We start from the raw sequence: 526 nt of genomic DNA on the forward strand, positions 1-526 counted from the left end.
ACTGCGGTTATCTGGGGTCAGCTGGGTAATCAGCTCCACCACGCCGTAGCGGTGCTCAAAGCCTTCGGCATCAGTCACCGCTAAAGGACGCCCCGGCCCCACTGCCCGTATTACAGAATACTTCCACGAAACGGGCTGACCGGGTCCCGCCTTAGAGGTCGTACGCACGATGACGCGCTCGGCGTCGACAGTGACCCGGTTGCTTTCCGTGACGATGAGCCACAAACCTCGGGTCACACGGGCGTCGTCAAGCGGCAGCGTGGGCGGATGAACCCTCGCCATCGACTCAAGCGCGGCACGCAGCTCCTCATCGTCGGCGCCCCAGCCCAAGCCCTGATTAGCGAGCATCGCAAAGATCGTGCCTAACGGCAGCTCCGGCTGTCCCTCCCACGCATCGCGAAGTGCGCGGAGGGTGCGGTCAATGCGGGTGGGATCAAACATGGATCAAAGCTTAACGGAGACAGCAGGTAGACATACAAAAGCCACCACCTTCCCAAGTAGGGAAAGCGGTGGCTTAAAAGGCGTT

1 pseudogene is annotated in these 526 nt (G+C 61.0%); it reads right to left on the reverse strand.

Annotation, left to right across the window (positions count from 1 at the left end):
• Nucleotides 1–441, reverse strand: a pseudogene (locus tag HMPREF0308_RS12705) (hypothetical protein); the annotation flags it as partial.
• Nucleotides 442–526: the final 85 nt, after the last annotated feature.

Source organism: Corynebacterium striatum ATCC 6940 (assembly GCF_000159135.1).
In the GTDB taxonomy this organism is placed as follows: Bacteria; Actinomycetota; Actinomycetes; order Mycobacteriales; family Mycobacteriaceae; genus Corynebacterium; species Corynebacterium striatum.